This is a genomic window from Microbispora sp. NPDC088329 (genome assembly GCF_040685655.1).
Classification (GTDB): domain Bacteria; phylum Actinomycetota; class Actinomycetes; order Streptosporangiales; family Streptosporangiaceae; genus Microbispora.
In genome coordinates, this window is the sequence record NZ_JBFBIP010000017.1 from 131,611 (window position 1) to 146,935 (window position 15,325).

At 73.4% G+C, this 15,325-nt stretch carries 12 protein-coding genes; 4 read left to right on the top strand and 8 right to left on the bottom strand.

The window, feature by feature from the left end; all coding sequences use genetic code 11:
• The first annotated feature begins 36 nt into the window (after positions 1-36).
• The 4 genes from AB0O28_RS27955 to AB0O28_RS27970 all read left to right on the top strand — a co-directional run bounded on the left by AB0O28_RS27955 (position 37) and on the right by AB0O28_RS27970 (position 4,778).
• Positions 37-1,428 (top strand): GH1 family beta-glucosidase, encoded by a 1,392-nt coding sequence (locus AB0O28_RS27955; RefSeq protein ID WP_363645298.1) that lies wholly within the window; start codon positions 37-39, stop codon positions 1,426-1,428.
• A gap of 28 nt (positions 1,429-1,456) precedes the next feature.
• On the top strand, positions 1,457-2,476 hold the full coding sequence (locus AB0O28_RS27960) for a LacI family DNA-binding transcriptional regulator (RefSeq protein WP_363645176.1): 1,020 nt from the start codon (positions 1,457-1,459) through the stop codon (positions 2,474-2,476).
• 125 nt (positions 2,477-2,601) lie between these two features.
• Positions 2,602-4,458: a BTAD domain-containing putative transcriptional regulator gene (locus tag AB0O28_RS27965; protein WP_363645178.1), complete on the top strand. Its 1,857-nt coding sequence runs from the start codon at positions 2,602-2,604 to the stop codon at positions 4,456-4,458.
• 140 nt (positions 4,459-4,598) lie between these two features.
• Entirely contained in the window at positions 4,599-4,778 is a 180-nt protein-coding gene (locus tag AB0O28_RS27970; protein WP_363645180.1) for a hypothetical protein, read from the top strand.
• A gap of 159 nt (positions 4,779-4,937) precedes the next feature.
• On the opposite strand, the gene AB0O28_RS27975 is transcribed toward AB0O28_RS27970, so the two are convergent.
• From AB0O28_RS27975 to AB0O28_RS28010, 8 genes are all read right to left on the bottom strand, one after another.
• Positions 4,938-5,396: a S26 family signal peptidase gene (locus tag AB0O28_RS27975; RefSeq protein WP_363645182.1), complete on the bottom strand. Its 459-nt coding sequence runs from the start codon at positions 5,394-5,396 to the stop codon at positions 4,938-4,940.
• A gap of 70 nt (positions 5,397-5,466) precedes the next feature.
• On the bottom strand, positions 5,467-7,359 hold the full coding sequence (locus AB0O28_RS27980; protein WP_363645184.1) for an ABC transporter ATP-binding protein: 1,893 nt from the start codon (positions 7,357-7,359) through the stop codon (positions 5,467-5,469).
• Positions 7,356-7,919, bottom strand: a complete 564-nt coding sequence (locus tag AB0O28_RS27985; protein WP_363645186.1) for a TlpA disulfide reductase family protein — start codon at positions 7,917-7,919, stop codon at positions 7,356-7,358. Before AB0O28_RS27985 ends, AB0O28_RS27980 begins: the two co-directional genes overlap by 4 nt.
• Before the next feature lie 17 nt (positions 7,920-7,936).
• Positions 7,937-8,461, bottom strand: a complete 525-nt coding sequence (locus tag AB0O28_RS27990; RefSeq protein WP_363645188.1) for a MauE/DoxX family redox-associated membrane protein — start codon at positions 8,459-8,461, stop codon at positions 7,937-7,939.
• 148 nt (positions 8,462-8,609) lie between these two features.
• Positions 8,610-11,750 carry an amino acid adenylation domain-containing protein gene (locus AB0O28_RS27995; RefSeq protein WP_363645190.1) on the bottom strand — a complete coding sequence of 1,047 codons (3,141 nt, stop codon included), beginning with the start codon at positions 11,748-11,750 and terminating at the stop codon, positions 8,610-8,612.
• Complete coding sequence (locus tag AB0O28_RS28000; protein WP_363645192.1) at positions 11,747-13,675, bottom strand: non-ribosomal peptide synthetase; 1,929 nt, start codon at positions 13,673-13,675, stop codon at positions 11,747-11,749. The genes AB0O28_RS27995 and AB0O28_RS28000 overlap by 4 nt, the downstream gene beginning before the upstream one ends.
• 13 nt (positions 13,676-13,688) lie before the next feature.
• Positions 13,689-15,116, bottom strand: a complete 1,428-nt coding sequence (locus tag AB0O28_RS28005) for a condensation domain-containing protein (RefSeq protein ID WP_363645194.1) — start codon at positions 15,114-15,116, stop codon at positions 13,689-13,691.
• Entirely contained in the window at positions 15,113-15,325 is a 213-nt protein-coding gene (locus AB0O28_RS28010; protein ID WP_363645196.1) for an MbtH family NRPS accessory protein, read from the bottom strand. The genes AB0O28_RS28005 and AB0O28_RS28010 overlap by 4 nt, the downstream gene beginning before the upstream one ends.

Below are 15,325 nucleotides of genomic sequence, written 5' to 3' on the forward strand. Positions count from 1 at the left end.
CAAGGCACACGACCCGAGGCAGAGACGGTCGGCCTGATGTTCCCCACCGGGTTCGTCTGGGGCGCCGCCACCTCCGCGTACCAGATCGAGGGCGCGCTCACCGCGGACGGGCGGGGCCGCTCCATCTGGGACACCTTCTGCGCACAGGACGGCCGGATCGTGAACGGCGACAACGCCGAGATCGCGATCGACCACTTCAACCGGTATCGCGAGGACGTCAAGCTGATGGCCGATCTCGGCCTGACGGCGTACCGGTTCTCCGTCTCCTGGCCGCGGATCCAGCCCGACGGCTCGGGCGCGTACAACAGCAAGGGCCTCGACTTCTACAAGAGGCTCGTCGACGAGCTGCTCAGCTACGGGATCGACCCGTGGCTGACGCTCTACCACTGGGACCTCCCCCAGGCGCTGGAAGACGCCGGCGGGTGGCCGTCGCGCGACACGTCGAAGCGCTTCGCCGACTTCGCCGCGGCCGTGCACGCCGAGCTCGGCGACCGGGTCAGGCACTGGAGCACGGTCAACGAGCCCTGGTGCTCGGCGTTCCTCGGCTACGCCTCCGGCGAGCACGCCCCCGGGCGGCGCGAGCCGGCCGCCGCGCTGCGCGCCGCGCACCACCTGAACCTCGCGCACGGCCTGGCCGTCCAGGCGCTGCGGGCGCAGAACGCCGACTCACAGATCGGCGGCTGCGTCAACGTGTACCCGGTCACGCCGGCCACGGGCAGCGAGGCCGACCAGGACGCGGCCCGCCGCATCGACGGGCTGCAGAACCGCTTCTTCCTGGACGCGCTGCTCAAGGGGGCCTACCCCGAGGACGTGCTGGCCGATCTCAGCCACCTGTCCGACATGGAGTTCATCCAGGACGGCGACCTGGCCACGATCGCGTCCCCGATCGACATGCTGCTGATCAACTACTACAGCCGCTTCACCGTGTCCGGCGCGCCCGGCGGCGCCGCCTCGGCGGCCGCCGCTCCGACCGACTCCGGGTCGCCGTGGATCGGCAGCGAGCACGTGGGCTTCGTCAACGGCGGCCGCCCGGTCACCTCCATGGGCTGGGAGGTCGACGACAGCGGCCTGTACGAGATGCTGCGGCGGATCGCCGACGAGTACCCGCGGATCCCGCTCTACATCTCCGAGAACGGCGCGGCCTACGACGACGTGCTCGGCGAGGACGGCACCGTGCACGACCCCGACCGGGTCGCCTACATCGACGCCCACCTGCGCATCTGCCACGAGGCCATCGAGTCGGGCATTCCGCTCCAGGGCTACTTCGCCTGGTCCCTGATGGACAACTTCGAGTGGGCCTGGGGGTACGGCAAGCGTTTCGGTCTCGTTCACGTCGATTACGAGACCCAGGCGAGGACACTGAAATCGAGCGCTTTGTGGTATGCCGACACCATCAGACACGGCGGCTTGCTGGGTCGGGCACAATAAGCGCAGACGCGTTAAGGGGGCAGTGTAAATGAACGGGGACCGCCGTTCCGGAGGCCGGCCGACTCTGGAAGCGGTCGCCGCGCGCGCCGGGGTCGGCCGCGGCACCGTGTCGCGGGTCATCAACGGCTCGCCCAAGGTGAGCGACCGGGCCCGCGACGCGGTGTTACTGGCGATTCAGGAGCTCGGCTACGTGCCCAACCGGGCGGCGCGCACCCTCGTGACCAACCGGACCGACACCATCGCGCTGGTGGTGTCGGAGTCGGAGCAGCGCGTCTTCGACGAGCCGTACTTCGCCGGGCTCATCCGCGGCATCGGCTCCGCGCTGTCGGAGACCGGACTCCAGCTCATCCTCACGATGGCCCAGAACCGCGCCGAGCACGACCGGCTTGAGCACTATCTGACCGGGCAGCACGTCGACGGCGTGCTGCTGACCTCGGTGCACGGCGCCGACCCGCTGCCGGGGCGGCTGGAGGAGATGGGCGTGCCCACCGTGCTCGGTGGCCGCCCGGTCGGGCTCAACCCGTTCAGCTTCGTCGACATGGACAACCGGGCCGGCGCCCGGCAGGCGGTCAAGTACCTGCTCTCCAAGGGCAGAACGAAGATCGCCACCATCTCCGGTCCGCAGGACATGGGCGTGGGTGTCGACCGTCTGGCCGGTTACCGCGACGCGTTGCTCGCCACCGGCATGACCGAGCGCGTCGCGTACGGCGACTTCTCCGAGGAGAGCGGGGAGGCGGGCATGCGCGACCTGCTCGCCCGCCACCCCGATCTGGACGCCGTGTTCACGGCCTCCGACCCGATGGCGGTCGGCGCCCTGCGGGTGCTCAAGGAGCAGGGCCTTTCCGTGCCCGGCGACGTCGCGCTGATCGGTTTCGAGGACTCCAAGGTGGCGCTGCACACCGACCCGCAGCTGACGAGCGTGCACCAGCCGACCGAGGCCATGGGCCGGCAGATGGTCCAGCTCCTGATCGCCCGGATCAACGGCGAGCCGCTGGAGCAGCCGGTCGTCATCCTCGACACCCACCTGGTGATCCGCGCCTCCGCCTGACGCGGCCCGCGGCGAACGAACAGACCGCCGCGCACCCGAGCGTGCGCGGCGGTCGCACCATGACCACACCTGCTGCACGGCAGAACCTGTGCGACCTCGATTTCCTTCCGGTACACGGAGGTTTGATGAGTCTGCGGTTCAGCATTCTGGGCCCGGTCCAGGTACGACGGGATGACAGGAAGATCACGCTCGGCTCCCCCAAGCAGCGCGTGCTCCTGACCGTCCTGCTGCTGGAGGCCAACCGTACGGTGTCGCTGGAACGGCTGGTGGACGCGGTGTGGGACGCGGACCCGCCACGCTCGGCCGTCGCGAACCTGCGGACGTACGCGAACCGGCTGCGCGACGTCCTCGGGGCGCCGGAACGGCTGGTCGCCCGGCCACCCGGCTACCTGCTCGACGTCGGTCCCGGCGAGCTCGACCTCACCGAGTTCTCCGAGGCCGTACGGCGGGGCCGGGAGGCGCTTTCCTGCGGTGACCCGGGAACGGCGCTCAGGCACCTGTCCGCGGCGCTGTCCCTCTGGCGCGGCGCCCCGGCCGAGGACGTCCCGAGGTCGGCGGCGCTGGGACCGCGGCTGGACGCCCTCGAGGAGCAGCGGGCGCTGGCTCTGGAGGCGCTGGCCGAGGCGCGGATCGCCCTGGGCGAGCACGCCGAGGTCATCGTCGAGCTCCGCGAGATTCTCGGCGGGCACGCCACCAGGGAACGGCTGTGGGGCCACCTGATGCTCGCGTTGTACCGGACCGGTGACGCGGCGGCGGCCCTGGCCGCCTACGCCCAGGCGCGGGCGGTCCTCCGTGAGGAACTGGGCGTCGAGCCCGGCCCCGAGCTGGCGTCCCTCTACCAGGCGATCCTGCAGCGCGATCCCACGCTCGGTGACCCCGTGCACCTCGCCGAGCCGTCCCCGGCGGCGCCCGCCGCGCCCCGGGCGGCCCGCACCGCCCGGCTCGTGCCGGCCCCGCCGACGGAGGCGCCGTCCCTGTCGGCGCTGCCCGTTCCGCCGCCCCGCTTCCTGGGGCGGGACGGGGAGCTGAAGGACCTCGTCGCGCGGATCACCGCGCCGGCGCCCCCGGGAACGTCGGTCGCCGTGCACGGCCCGGCGGGCACGGGCAAGTCGGCGCTCGCGATCCACGCCGCCCACCTGGCCGCCGACGCGTTTCCCGGCGGGACCCTCTACGTCGACCTGCGGTCCTGTGCCGGGCTCGGCGCGTTCGAGACCCTGAGCCGCCTGCTGGCCGCCCTCGGGGTGCCGGCGTACGAGGATGCGCCGGCCAGCGAGAGCGAGGCCGTGCAGCGGTTCATCGCCGCGACGACGGGACGGCGGATGCTGGTCCTGCTCGACAACGTCACCGAGGAGCGGCAGGTGCGGCCGCTGCTCGACGCCTCCCGTGAGTGCCGGGTCCTGATCACCAGCCGCAGGGTGCTCGCCGCGCTCGACCACATCGAGCACGTGCCGCTCGGTCCTCTGGAGCACTCGGCGGCGGCTGAGCTGCTGATCCGGCTGCGGGGGCGGAAGGGCTCCCGTGTCCAGTCCGAGCACGCGGGCTGGGTGGCCGAGTTGTGCGATCACCTTCCGCTGGCGCTGTACATCGCCGGTAAGAGGCTCGCCGTCCGGCAGGAGTGGTCGCCGGCGGCCTTCGCCACGATGCTCGCCGACGAGCGGCACCGCCTCGACCTTCTCACCTACGGCGACCTGTCGATTCGCGGCGCGCTCCGTCCGGACTACGAGTCCCTGCTCCGGGGGGAGGTCGCCTCGGACGGGAACGCCGTCGCGCTGTTGCACCGGCTGGGCACGGGGAAGATCACCGAGTGTGACCGGGCCGCGGCCGCCTGGCTGCTCGGATGCGACCCGTACACGGCGTCGGCGGCGCTCGGCCGGCTCGCCGACATCCGCCTGATCGAACCGGCCGGTGAGGGTCTTTACCGGATCAACGGCCTCACCCGGCTGTTCGCACTGGAGATGGCGAGAACCTCGGCCGCGGGGTGAGCCGCGCTCCCCGCGATGTCGCCCCGGCGGCCGGCCATTCGATATGCGGGGAATACAAGGCCGCGTGTATCAGGCTGGTATGCCGATTGTTACGTTCGTCGCTAGTTTATGAATACCAGATGTCGAACGAGGAGGTTGTGATGACGAATAGGATTCAGCGCCTGGCCGACCGGATGCTCGGCCGGTTCGTTCCGGAGACCAAGGCGAGCGCCATCAACTGCTCGTACGTGTACAGCGGCACCTGCCTGCGCCAGTACTGCTGCTGGGGCGGCGAGATCCCCGGCGGCACGTACTGCGGGTCCTGGCAGTACACCTGCTGACGTTCGGCAGGACATGGCGGGACGCCCGGACGACGGGCGTCCCGCCTTTCTCGTGTTTCCGTTTTCCGGGCCTTTCCCCCGCGCCTTTTCCGCTCCGATCCTTTTGCGCCTGATCCTTTTGCGCCGGGAAATGGGCCCGGCTATCACCGGGCGATGTTTTCACGCGATCTCGGAGGGCCCGGGCGGGAGACGGCGGGCCACGATGCCGGCGACCCGCCGCATCGGGAGGAACCCCCACTGGCGCGAGTCGGCGCTGTGCTCCAGGTTGTCGCCCAGCACGAGGATGTGCCCCGGCGGCACCGCCTCCTCCCCCAGCGTCCGGAACATCGGCGGGACCGGGTCTCCGGCCACGGCCGCCACCCGCTTGATCACCCGCTGGGGACCGCCGTCGACCACGAAGCCCTCGCCCGGGCCGATCCGGGCGATCACCACGATTTCGCCGCGGCTCACGGACTGGCCGCGTCTCGGTTGCCGGCGGACGAGCACCCGGTCTCCCGCCGACAGGGAGGGCTCCATGCTCCGCCCCTCGACCTCGACCACCAGGAAAATCCGCCGTATCAGGGCGATCGCGGCCCCGGCCCCCGCTGCGAGCAGGGCCACAGTCGTCAACGCGAACACGCCACCCGCCCTCCCCGCACCGTAGGCGACGGCCGCCGGAGTGACCGGACACGCGCACGGGCCATCCGGCTCACCCCGGAACCCGCTCGGACTGGTATCCCCGCGCCTGCATGGTGAACAGCCGGGCGTACAGGCCGTCCGACGCCGTCAGCGTCGCGTGCGTCCCCTCCTCGACGACCCGGCCCTCGTCCAGCACGACGATGTGGTCCGCGTCGCGGACCGCCCCCAGCCGGTGCGAGATCAGCACGGTGGTCCGGCCCCTGCGGTGCTCACGCAGCCCCGTGTGGATCTCGTGCTCGGCCTCGGCGTCAAGGCCGGAGCTGGGCTCGTCGAGGATCAGCAGGTCACGCTCACCGCGCAGGTAGGCCCGGGCCAGCGCGAGCCGCTGCCACTGACCGCCGGACAGGTGCGCGCCGGACACGACGTCGCGGTCCTCGTCCCCGGGTTCGAAGAAGATCTTCGAAAGCAGCGTGTCGTAGCCCCGGGGCAGCGCCGAGACCGGCCCGTGCACACCGGCGCGGCGTGCCGCCGACTCGATCCGGTCGCGGTCGTGCATCGCGTCCAGGTCGCCCAGCCCGATGTTCTCGGCCGCGGTCATGTCGTACTCCATGTAGTCCTGGAAGACCGCGCCGATCCGGCGGCGCAGCTGCGCCGGATCCAGGTCACGCAGGTCCACGCCGTCCCACAGGATCGCGCCGCGTTCCGGGTCGTACATCCGGCACAGCAGCTTGACCAGGGTGCTCTTGCCCGCTCCGTTCCTCCCGACGAGGGCGACGGCCGTGCCGTACGGGATGGTGAGGCTGACCCCGCGCAGCGCCCAGGGGTGGCCGGGCGAGTAGCGGAACCAGACGTCCCGCAGCTCGATGCCGCCGCGCAGAGGCCGCGACCCCGCGGGAACCGCGGGGACGGGCAGGTCGGGCTCCGTGCGCAGGACCGCGAGGTAGTGGTCGAACAGGAGGAGCTGCCGATGCGCGAGGGCGAGCTCGGTGACGAGCCCGCCGAGAGCCGACTGGACCCCGGCCACGGCGGCGACGAACAGCGACACGTCTCCGACGCCGACGGCGCCGTCGGCCGTGGAGACCAGCACCAATACCAGGCCGCCACCCGCCGACAGCGCGCTGAACAGGCCGCACGCGCCCTGCACCCACAGCTCCCGCCGGTCCGTCCGGCGCCGCTCCGCGTTCGCGGCGCGGCGCTGCCCGTTCACGAGCTCCCTGAGGAAGGAGGAGATCCCGAACAGCCGGAGCTCCTTGGCCGCTCGCACGTTGAGCATCAGGTCGGTGAAGAACAGCTCACGGCGTTCGACCGGGCCGATCCGCCACAGCATCGCCACCCGCCGCCGGGACAGCCACACCTGCGCCGCCAGGGCCGGCGCCGCCGAGCCGATCACCGCCAGCGCGGCCCACGGCATCGTGACCAGGAGGGACACCAGGAATCCGGCGCCGAGCACCACCGCCTTCACGACACCGAGCACGGCCGAGACGACCATCGCGGGAGTCGAGCCGCCGTACTGCTGTGCCATGCGGATCCGGTCGAGGAACGGCGGATCCTCGAACCTGGCCAGGCCGACGAAGCGTTCGGTCGCCCGGAAGAGCCGGTCCTGCGCGACCAGGCCCACCCTGCGGCCGGTCTCCGCCTTGAGATACTCGGTGACCTGCGGCGCGAGCGTGAGCAGCACGCCGCACGCGGCCATGGCGAGGCCGAGTCCGGCCAGGGAGGGGACGGCGGCATGCCCGGCCGCGACCCGGTCGAGCGCCAGCTTCGTCAGCCAGGCGAGAGTCACCGGCACCGCCGCCGTCAGCACGGTGAGCGCGGCGAAGCCGGCCATGAGGCGGCTGCCCGCCCGCCACGCCATGCCGGCCGCCGCCAGCGCCGCGCGGGTGACGGAGCCGGAACCCGGGGCCGCCCGGCCGCCGGGGGGCGTGTTCACGTCCGAGGCGCCGCCGGTCGGAGCGCCCTTCATCGACGGGCCGCGACGGCGTCGAGATCGCCGAGATCCTCGAGGAGCGTGCCACTCGCCAGCACTTTCGCCGCGCCGTCCGCCGCGCCGCTCACCAGGGCGAACGACGGGAACCCCGTCACCCGGAAGGCCCGGGCGACCGCGCCCCCGTGGTCCTCGACCACGACGTGCGCCACCGGCCGCAGCTCGCGTACGTCCTCGGCGGCGGCGTCCTCCGGACCGACGACGACGGCGACCACGTGATCGCGTCCGCCGGGGAACGCCCGGGCGCGCTCGACGAAGAGCGGCAGGCGCTCCACGCAGGCCGGGCATCCCGTGGAGAAGACGCCGAGCAGGGTCGGGTCCGCGAGCGATGTGTCCGACAGGGGCACGCCGTCCACGGTGACGGCCGAGAACGGCCGGGCCGTCCCGCCCGCCGCGAGCATCGGTTCCGGCTGGGCGGCCGGCCGCGCGGCGAGCATCTCGCCGTGCACGCGCAGCCGGCGGATCACCCCGAGGGTGAGCAACAGGTCGAGCACGCACAGGACGCCGACCAGGACGACGAGGGCGATCAGGAACGGCATGGAAACGGGACCTCCGGTCAGGGCGAAGCCGAGAAGAGGCCGGCGATGTCGTCGGCCAGCACCGCCAGCGTGGTGAGCAGCAGGGCCGCCGCCACCGCCACCGCCACCCCGGCGAGGTGGGCGCCCACCGGTGGCACCCCCGCCACGGCCAGCCCCGCACCGGCCGTCGCGGCGGCCAGCAGTACGCCGTTCCGGACGAGGTGGCCGGCTCCGGCCGTGGTCGCGGACGGCCCGAAGCACCGGCAGTCGACCCGGGACCCGCGGCGGATCGCCGAGGCCGTCGCGACGGTGAACGCGGCCAGCAGCGCCGCCGCCGCGGCGAACCCGATCGGGGTGGTGGCCGGCCAGGCCAGCGCCGGCGCGACCGCGAGCTCCAGCGCCACGACGAAGGCCGCCACCGGCCGGTAAGGCAGCCCCGGCGCGAGCGAGCGGGTGGCCTCCCGGAACTTGGCGTACGCCGCCCGGCTCCGGATCTTGCTCACCGCCGACAGGACGAAGACCAGCCCGATCAGCAGGCGGCAGCCGACGAGGACATAGGACATCGAGGCGCACCTCAACGACGACGGGGGCGGGCAGGCGCTGCCCACGCTAGCCAGGGCCGGGAACAAGCCGCTACACGCCCGATACACGGCCCGATGTACACGCCCGCCCGTGCCCGGGCGAGACCGGAGCACAGGCGGGCGTTTCGGATCAGCCGCCGGCGGACGAGAGCAGGCGCTCGGCCTCCTCCTCCGACATGTCCTCCAGCTCGGCCACCAGCAGGTCCTCCAGCGCGATCGCCAACTCGGCCACGGTGCGCCGCTCGAAGATCGTCCGAACCGGGACCTCCATCCCGGTCGCCCGGCGCAGCCTGGCCGCGATCCTCGTCGCGAGCAGCGAGTGCCCGCCCAGGGTGAAGAAGTCGTCGTTCGCGCCGACGGCATCGACGCCGAGCAGTTCCGCCCAGATCTCGGCCACCAGCACCTCCGCGTCCGTGCTCGGCGGGACGTGCCCGGCCGACGGCGCCCGGACCGGCGCGGGCAGCGCCGCCCGGTCCACCTTGCCGCGGCTGGTGAGCGGCAGCGAGTCGAGGACGACCCAGGCGGTCGGGACGAGATGACGCGGCAGGGTCCGCGCGAGGTGCGCGGCGAGCTCCTCCCCCGTCGCGGTTCCGGTGACGTACGCCACCAGTTCCTCGGCGTGGACCGTCACGAACGCCTGGCCGACGCCCGGATGGTCGAGCAGCCGCGCCTCGACCTCGCCCGGCTCGATCCGGAAGCCGCGGACCTTGAGCTGCCCGTCGATCCGTCCGAGGAACTCCAGCGCGCCGTCCTGGTTCCAGCGCGCCCGGTCCCCGGTGCGGTATCTGCGCGACCCCGGCGGTCCCAGCGGGTCGGGGACGAAGGCGGCGGCCGTGAGCGCCGGGCGGCGCAGGTAGCCGCGTGCCACCCCGGCGCCGCCGATGACCAGCTCGCCGATCGCGCCCTTCGGGACCGGCGCCCCGGCGGCGTCGAGCAGGTGGACCGTCGTGGCGCCGATGGGGCGGCCGATGGGCGGCCTGCCGTACGGAGTCGCTCCGAGATCGGCCGCGGTCGCGATGACCGCGCCCTCGGTCGGGCCGTAGGTGTTCGCCAGGCGGACGCCCTCGCCGAACCGGCCGTGCCAGCGCGCCACCGCGGCGCCGGACGCCTGCTCGCCGCCGATGATGACCAGGCGGAGCGCGGGCGGCCAGGCGATCTGGTCGATCTCCTCCACCAGGTGATGCCAGTAGGCGGTGGGCAGGTCGAGCACCGTGACCCGATCCCCGCCCGGAGCGGCCAGCAGATCGGGCAGCGTCGCCGCCCCGCCGGGCAGCAGCACCAGGGTCGCCCCCGCGGCGAGCGTGGGGAAGACCTCTTCGAGGTGGGTGTCGAAGCTCAGCGACGCGAACTGGACGACGTGGTCGCCGGGCGCCAGGCCGTAGTCCTCGCGCATCCACCGGATCCGGGCCGCGATGGCGCGGTGCTCGACGGCGACGCCCTTGGGCCGGCCGGTGGAGCCGGAGGTGGAGATCACGTAGGCCACGTCACCCGGACGCGTCCGCGCCGGTTCGCCCAGGTCATCGGGGTCGCCCGGGCCGTCGAGGGCCGTCTCGTCCTCACCGGCCGGCGGGTCGACGGCGGTGAGCCCGGCGGGCAGCGCCCGGGTCGTGATCACATGTGTCGCCCCGGCGTCCGCGAGCGAGAAGGCCAGCCGCTCCTCCGGCTCGTCCGGCTCGAACGGCAGGTAGGCCGCGCCGGCCCGCCAGACCGCGAGCAGCGCGGTGATCGCCTCGGCCGAACGGGGCAGGCAGACGCCGACCACGTCGCCGGGGAGCACGCCCCGCGCCCGCAGCGCCGCGGCGAGCCGTGCCGCCCGCCGGTCCAGCTCGGCGTAGGTGATCTCGGTCTGCCCGCAGACCACCGCGACGGCGCCGGGCGTGCGCCGGACGACCTCCGCGATCATCTCGGGGACCGCCGGTCCTCTGCCGTCCGGCTCCGGGTCGTCGGCGCCGTCCCCGGCCATCGCACGGATGTCGGCCTCGTCGTCGCCGGTCCACACGCGCAGCTCGGAGATCCGGCGGTGCGGCTCGGCCACGGCCGACTCGAGCAGGAGCAGGAAGCGCTCGGCGAGCCGGCGGACGGCCTCCGCCTCATGCGGGGATCCGCTGGACCCGTCGTGGCCGAACGAGACGATGATCTCGCCGCCGTCGAGCCACGCCTCGGTGTACAGGCCGAGCTTGACCTGCCGGTAGCCGTCGGGGAAGAAGCCGACGGACAGGTCGCCGAACGGCCGGGTGGGTCCCAGGTCCTGGCTGTGCAGGATGAACATGGTCGGCATCAGCGCCTCGGCGGGATACCCGATCCGCTCGAACGGCACGGAGGGCCGGCTGAGCGCCGTCAGCGCCTCCTGCCTGGTGCGCCCGAGCAGCTCGGTGAACGACGGATCGCCGCCGAGGTCGCCGCGCAGCACGACGGTCTGCGAGAGGTAGCCGATCAACGGCTCCAGCTCGACCCGGTCGCGGCCGGCCACGGCCGTGCCGACGAGGACGTCGGTGTGGCCTGTGTGCCGGTGCAGCAGCACCTGGTAGGCCGTCATGAGCACGGTGAACAGCGTGGTCCTGTTCTCCCGGGCGAGCCGGTCCAGCTCGCCGGCGATCTCCCGGCCCGCCCGGACGATCTGGAAGCCCGCGCGATCCTCGTCGCGGACGTCCCCGGCCCCGATTCCACAGGGCAGGTCGGGCGGCGGCGGATCGGCGAGCCGCTCCTGCCAGTACGGCACCGCGCGCTCGGCGCGGCGGCGCTGCCAGCGGGCGTAGTCGGACGGCTGGACCGGCAGCGGCGCCAGGCTCGGCGCGCGCCCGCGCAGGCGCGCGGTGTAGCACTCCGCCAGATCGTCGAACAGGATCCCCAGCGACCAGCCGTCGCCGATGATGTGGTGCATCGTGACGCACAGCACGTGGTCCAGCGGCCCGATCGCAATGAGTGCGACGCGCAACGGCACGCCTTCCGCGAGGTCGAACGGCGCGTTCACCCGCTCGGCGACGATCCGCCGGGCGTGCTCCTCGTCGTCGGCCCGCATGCGCTCGACCGGCGGGAGGGACCCCGCCCCCGGCGGCTCGGCGACCGCCCAGGGAACGCCGTCCTCCTCCTCGAACCGCGTGCGCAGGCCCTCGTGCCGGGCCACGACGTCGGCGAGCGCTCCTTCGAGGACGTCCGCGTCGAGGGGCCCGCGCAGCCGGCGGACGGTGTACATGGTGTACGAGGCGTCGCGGGGGTCCAGCCTCTGCAGCAGCCAGAGCCGTTCCTGGCCCGGCGACAGGGGCGCCCTCATGCGTCCGACGCCATCTCGTCGAGCACGGCCGCCAGGTCCTCGGCGCTGAGGCCGTCGAGCTCGTCGCGGAGCGCGGCGATGTCGGCGAGGTCCAGGTCGTCGTCGTCGAGCCGGTCCATCGCCGCCGCCAGGTCGGCCACCGTGGGGTTCTCGAACAGCACCACGATCGGCACGCTGGTCGCGTAGCGCGCCTGGATCCTGGCGATGATCTGGGTGGCGGTCAGCGAGTGCCCGCCCAGCTCGAAGAAGTCGTCGTCGACGCCCACCGGCTCGGCGATGCCCAGCACCTCCCCCCACATCGCCGCGAGGTCCTCCTCCAGCGGCGTGGACGGTGGCCGGTAGGGCCTGCTGCGCGCCCGGGTCCACTCCGGCACGGGCAGGGCCTTGCGGTCGAGCTTGCCGTTGGGGGTGAGCGGCAGGGCGTCCAGCACCACGAGGTGCGCGGGCACCATGTATTCGGGCACGTCGCGGCGCAGCCGGTCGCGCAGGGACGGCCACAGGTCGGCCCCTTCTGGCTCCCCCGCCGCGCGTACGACGTAGGCGACCAGACGCGGCAGCCCGTCGGGACCGTCGCAGACGCCGACGGCGGCGCCGGCCACCTCCGGCGCGGCCCGCAGCACGCTCTCGATCTCGCCGAGCTCGATCCGGAACCCGCGCACCTTCACCTGCTGGTCGGCCCGGCCGAGGTAGCGGAGCCTGCCGTTCTCGATCGTGGCGAGGTCGCCCGTGGCGTACAGGCGGGCCCCCGGCACCGCGGAGAACGGGTCGGGCAGGAACCTTGCCGCCGTCTGTCCCGGCATGCCGCGGTATCCCCTGGCCAGGCCGGCGCCGCCGATGTGCAGCTCACCGGCCTCGCCGGGCGGCACGGGACGGCCGTCGGGGCCGAGGATGTGCACCGTCGTGTTGCCGATGGGCTCGCCCAGGTCCACGGGGGCCGGTGACGGGGCCACCCGCCCGGCCGTCGACCAGACCGTCGTCTCGGTCGGGCCGTACACGTTCCAGAGCCGGGCGCCCCCGTCGGGAAGGGCGCCGTCGAGGAGGGCGTCGGCGAGGTCGCGGGGCAGCGCCTCGCCCCCGCACAGCCGGGTCGCGACGTTTGCGGGGACCCCGCCGGATTCGAGCAGGATGCGCCAGCTCGCCGGGGTCGCCTGCATGATCGTGACGGCCTCGGTCACGGCGCGCGACCGCAGGGCGCGGCCGTCCGCCGTCTCGTGCCCGGACGCGACCACCACCCGGGCGCCGCACGCCAGCGGCAGGAGGAGCTCGAGCACCGAGATGTCGAACGACAGCGTGGTGACCGCCAGCCAGGCGTCGCGCGGGGTGAGCTCCAGCAGGGAGGCGAAGGACTCCAGCAGGTTGACCACCGCGCGGTGCGGCACGGCGACCCCCTTGGGCCTGCCGGTGGAACCCGAGGTGTACATGAGGTAGGCCAGGTCCCCCACGGCGCCGCCGGCCGACACCTCGCCGTCGGCCGGCGCATCGGCGTCGCCGTACGCCGCACCCGCGGCGGGAACGCCGTCCCACGTCAGCTCGACGACGTCGGGGACGCCGTCGAGCAGCCGGGATTCGACCCCCTGCCCGGCCAGCACCAGCCGGATGCCCGCGTCCTCCCGCATGAAACGGAGCCGGTCCTCGGGGAACCCCGGGTCGAGCGGCACGTAGGCGCCGCCGGCCCGCCACACGGCGAGCAGGGCGACGACCATGCCGGGGCAGCGCTCCAGGCACAGGCCGACCGGGACCTCCGGGCCGACCCCGCGGGCGCGCAGCAGCGCCGCCAGCCGGTCGACCCTGTCGTGCAGCTCCCGGTAGGTCAGCACGCCGCCGGCGCCGCTCACCGCGACCGCGTCGGGGCTCGCGTCACGCCACCGGCGGATCAGCGCGAGCGCCGTATCAGGGATGGTCACGCCGCTCACCGCGTCACTCACTTTCACGCACCTTTCACTTCGGGAACACGCTCGCGAACGGGCCGCTCAGCGCGGACAGCCGGATGTCCGGGTCCGCCCCGGCCCGCCGTACGACCTCGGCGAAACCGCCGACGAGGCGGCGCGCGGTCGCGGGCGTGAACAGATCGCTGCTGTAGTCGAGGACGCCGCCCAGCCCCTCCGGGCCCCGCCACAGGTCCATCGACACTTCGGACTTGGTGTGGCTGGGCGGGACCGTGTAGACCTCCCGGCCGAGGTCGGCCATCCGGGTCCCCAGCAGATCGTCCTTGGGCAGGTTGTGCAGGTTGAACATGGCCTGGCACAGCGGCGGCCTGCTGATGTCGCGGGGGACGCGAAGCGCGGCCAGGACATGCTCGAACGGCACCTCCGCGTGCCGCATCCCCGCCAGGGTCGCCTCCCGCACGCGGTCCAGCAGCTCGTGGAACGACGGATCGCCGGACAGATCGGCGCGCAGCACCATCGTGTTGCCGAAGTAGCCGATCAACGGCGTCAGCTCGCTGCGGGACCGGCCGGCCACCGGCACGCCGACGCAGAAGCCGGTCTGGCCCGACGCCAGGGCGAGGGTCGCCTGGTAGGCGGCGGCCAGGGCCATGAAGGACGTGCAGCGCCGCTTCCTGGCCACCTTCTCCAGCGGCGTGATCTCCTCCGGCGGCAGCAGCAGCTGCTCGCGTCCGCCGCGCCCGGACCACCGGGCCGGCCGGGGGTGGTCGGCCGGAAGGTCGAGCGCGGGGGCGCCGGCCAGGCGGCGCGTCCAGAATTCCAGGCCCTCGGTGTGGTCCCGCTGTCTCTCCTGCACGGCGAAGCGGGGATACTGCGTGGGCAGCTCCGGCAGCTCGGGCTCACGTCCCTCGCGCCCGGCGGCGTAACACTCCGTGAGCTCGCGCATGAGCACGTCGAGCGACCAGCCGTCCATCACGATGTGGTGCAGGACGATGCACACGACCGCGTCGTCCTCGCCCGGCCGGGCCAGGCCGGCCCGCAGAGGAGGCTCGTTCTCCAGGTCGAACGGACGCTCGACGAACTCCTTCAGCGCCCGGTCGAGGTCCGCCTCCGCCGCGAGCGCGATCTCCTCCAGCGGCACCGGTGCGGGCGGCAGCACGACCTGCACGGGGGCGTCCCCGCGCAGCCGGAAGCGGGTACGCAGCACCTCGTGCCGCGCCACGATCCGGGTGAACGCCCCGGTCAGCGCGTCCACGTCGAGAGGCCCCCGCAGCCGCATGCACCAGGGCGTGTTGTAACTGGTGTCGCCGGGGTCGAAGCGGCTGAGGAACCACAGCCGCTCCTGGCCCGGCGACAGCGGCCACTCCTGCCCGCCCGGGTCCCGAGACGCGCCCCCGAGGGAGCGCAGCAGCGCCGCCCGGCGCTCGGGGGGCAGCCCGGCGAGCTTCTCGATCAGCGCGGCGCGGCGCTCGGCGGCGGTCATCTGCCCCGGTCGCGTACGCTCAGCGTGCCCTGGTCGCGTACGCTCCGTGGCCGCATGTCGGTCCACACCGTCTCGATGTGGTCCAGGCATTCCTGCCGCGTGCCCGCGAAGCCGGTGGACCGCCACCCGGCGGGCGGCTCGCGGTCGCTCCACCATACGGAGTACTGCTCCTCGTCGTTGACGACCACGAGCATCGGGGAGTCGGTCAT

Excerpts from the sequence above, each read along its gene's own strand:
- AB0O28_RS27955 (WP_363645298.1), top strand. The coding sequence starts at position 37 with ATGTTCCCCACCGGGTTCGTCTGGGGCGCCGCCACCTCCGCGTACCAG.
- AB0O28_RS27995 (WP_363645190.1), bottom strand. The coding sequence starts at position 11,750 with ATGAGGGCGCCCCTGTCGCCGGGCCAGGAACGGCTCTGGCTGCTGCAG.
- AB0O28_RS27990 (WP_363645188.1), bottom strand. The coding sequence starts at position 8,461 with ATGTCCTATGTCCTCGTCGGCTGCCGCCTGCTGATCGGGCTGGTCTTC.
- AB0O28_RS28010 (WP_363645196.1), bottom strand. The coding sequence starts at position 15,325 with ATGACCGACTCCCCGATGCTCGTGGTCGTCAACGACGAGGAGCAGTAC.
- AB0O28_RS27970 (WP_363645180.1), top strand. The coding sequence starts at position 4,599 with ATGACGAATAGGATTCAGCGCCTGGCCGACCGGATGCTCGGCCGGTTC.
- AB0O28_RS28005 (WP_363645194.1), bottom strand. The coding sequence starts at position 15,116 with ATGACCGCCGCCGAGCGCCGCGCCGCGCTGATCGAGAAGCTCGCCGGG.
- AB0O28_RS27985 (WP_363645186.1), bottom strand. The coding sequence starts at position 7,919 with ATGCCGTTCCTGATCGCCCTCGTCGTCCTGGTCGGCGTCCTGTGCGTG.
- AB0O28_RS27980 (WP_363645184.1), bottom strand. The coding sequence starts at position 7,359 with ATGAAGGGCGCTCCGACCGGCGGCGCCTCGGACGTGAACACGCCCCCC.
- AB0O28_RS27960 (WP_363645176.1), top strand. The coding sequence starts at position 1,457 with ATGAACGGGGACCGCCGTTCCGGAGGCCGGCCGACTCTGGAAGCGGTC.
- AB0O28_RS27965 (WP_363645178.1), top strand. The coding sequence starts at position 2,602 with ATGAGTCTGCGGTTCAGCATTCTGGGCCCGGTCCAGGTACGACGGGAT.